3 protein-coding genes are annotated in these 1984 nt (G+C 73.5%); all 3 read left to right on the forward strand.

Going from position 1 to position 1984, the window contains the following annotated elements:
- On the forward strand, positions 1-652 hold a 652-nt coding region (locus tag G6024_RS01910), incomplete at its 5' end, for an HAD hydrolase-like protein (RefSeq protein WP_159147779.1).
- Positions 642-1133 carry a low molecular weight protein-tyrosine-phosphatase gene (locus G6024_RS01915; RefSeq protein ID WP_268817100.1) on the forward strand — a complete coding sequence of 164 codons (492 nt, stop codon included), beginning with the start codon at positions 642-644 and terminating at the stop codon, positions 1131-1133. The genes G6024_RS01910 and G6024_RS01915, both read left to right, overlap by 11 nt.
- 51 nt (positions 1134-1184) lie before the next feature.
- The coding region (locus tag G6024_RS01920) for an SURF1 family cytochrome oxidase biogenesis protein (protein WP_159147781.1) at positions 1185-1984 on the forward strand (800 nt) is incomplete at its 3' end.

The raw sequence follows: 1984 nt of genomic DNA on the forward strand, positions 1-1984 counted from the left end.
CCTCCTCGTGGACCTCGACGGCACCATCACCGACTCCCTCGACGGCATCGCCAAGTCCCTCCACCACGCGCTCGGCGTGGTGGGCGCGCGCTGGGACTCCGACCGCGACATCCGTTCCATCGCCGGCCCGCCCATGGTCGACACGTTGACCTCGCTCGGCCTCGCCGGGTCCGACCTGGACCGGGCGGTGGCGGCCTACCGCGAGCGCTACGACGAGGTGGGGTGGCTGGAGAACGCCGTCTTCACGGGGATGGACGCGCTGCTCGACCGGCTCGCCGTGGACGGCTACCGGATGGCGGTCGCCACGAGCAAGGACGAGGTCGCCGCGCGCCGGATCCTCGGGCACTTCGACCTGGCCGCCCCCTTCGAGTTCATCGGTGGGGCGGACATCTCCGTCGGCCGGATGGCCAAGGCCGACGTCATCGCGCACTCCCTCTCGGCGATGGGGATCGACCCGACGCCCGTCGACGGCGGCGGGACCGGGCAGGTACTCATGATCGGCGACCGCGAACACGACATCGAGGGCGCCGCCCGATACGGCGTCCCGACCGCGATCGTGCGCTGGGGCTACGGGCGGCCCGACGAGTGGGACCGCGCCCACTGGTCGGCCGTCGACACCGCGGCGCTGGAGGAGATCATCCGTGGGTGGTGAGTCGCGGGTGCGGGTGGTGTTCGTCTGCACCGGGAACATCTGCCGCTCCCCCATGGCCGAGGTCATTGCCCGCCGGGCGTTCCACGACGCCGGACTCGGCGACCGGGTGACCGTCTCCAGCGTCGGCACCGGCGACTGGCACGTCGGCAACGGCATGGACGCGCGCGCCGCCGCCGAACTCGCAGCCCACGGCTACGACACCGGGCACGTGGCCTCGCAGCTGTCCCCCGGCGACCACGACGCCGACCTGGTGGTGGCCCTCGACACCGGCCACCGCGACCACCTGCGTCGGGCGGGTGTCGACCCGGGCCGCATCCGGCTGCTGCGGTCCTACGACCCCCGTGCACACGAGCACGGCGCAGACGGCACCGACGTGGCCGACCCCTACTACGGAGACGACAGCGGCTTCACCCGCACCCGCCTGCAGATCACCGCGGCCCTGCCCGGGCTGGTCGCCGAGGTGCGCGAGCTCACGGGGTAGCGGGCACACCTGCCACGGGACCCGCCGCGCCGGGACGGATACCCTGGGAGCATGCGGATACTGCGGCGTTTCCTGACCCCGGGATGGGTGATCGGCGTCCTCGCCGCGGCCCTGTTCGCCTGGGCGTGCTTCGCGCTGCTCGCCCCGTGGCAGCTGGGCAAGAGCAACGATCTCGACGCCCGCAACGCCCGGCTGGCCGAATCCGTCGAGGCCGAGCCCGCGCCGCTGGCGCAGGTGGTGGACGGCCCGCAGGCCTACGCCGAGCGCGAATGGCGCCTGGTCACCCTCACCGGGGAGTGGCGACCGGACTCCGAGGCGCTGCTGCGACTCCGGTCGGTGGACGGCGAGCTGGTCTACCAGGTTCTCACGGTGTTCGACCCCGTGGACGGCGCGGACATGCTGGTCAACCGCGGATACGTGCTCGTCGGGGAGAACAACGCGGTCCCGGACTATCCCGCCGCCCCCGCCGGCGAGGTCGAGATCACCGCCCGGTTGCGGGTCACCGAGCCGGGCGAGGCCGAGCCCGTCCCGATGGCCGGACTGCCCGCGGTGCGCGTGGTGGACCCGGTCGTCATCGGCGACACCCTCGGGCACGACCTCGTGTCGGAGGGCTACCTGCAGCTGGCCGGGGGCCAGCCAGGATCGCTCTCCCCCGCCCCGATCCCCGGCATCGAGAACGGCCCGTACCTGTCCTACGGACTGCAGTGGCTGGCCTTCGGCGTGCTCGCCCCGGCCGCGCTCATCTACTTCGCCTGGGCGGAGATCCGGGCCCGGCGGCGCGACGCCGAGGTCGCGGCCGCCGACGCCGACGCCGATCAGGGGGCGGGGACGCCGGATGACGGCACCACGCC

Origin of the sequence: Dietzia maris (genome assembly GCF_014144855.1) — a bacterium.
Taxonomy (GTDB): domain Bacteria; phylum Actinomycetota; class Actinomycetes; order Mycobacteriales; family Mycobacteriaceae; genus Dietzia; species Dietzia kunjamensis.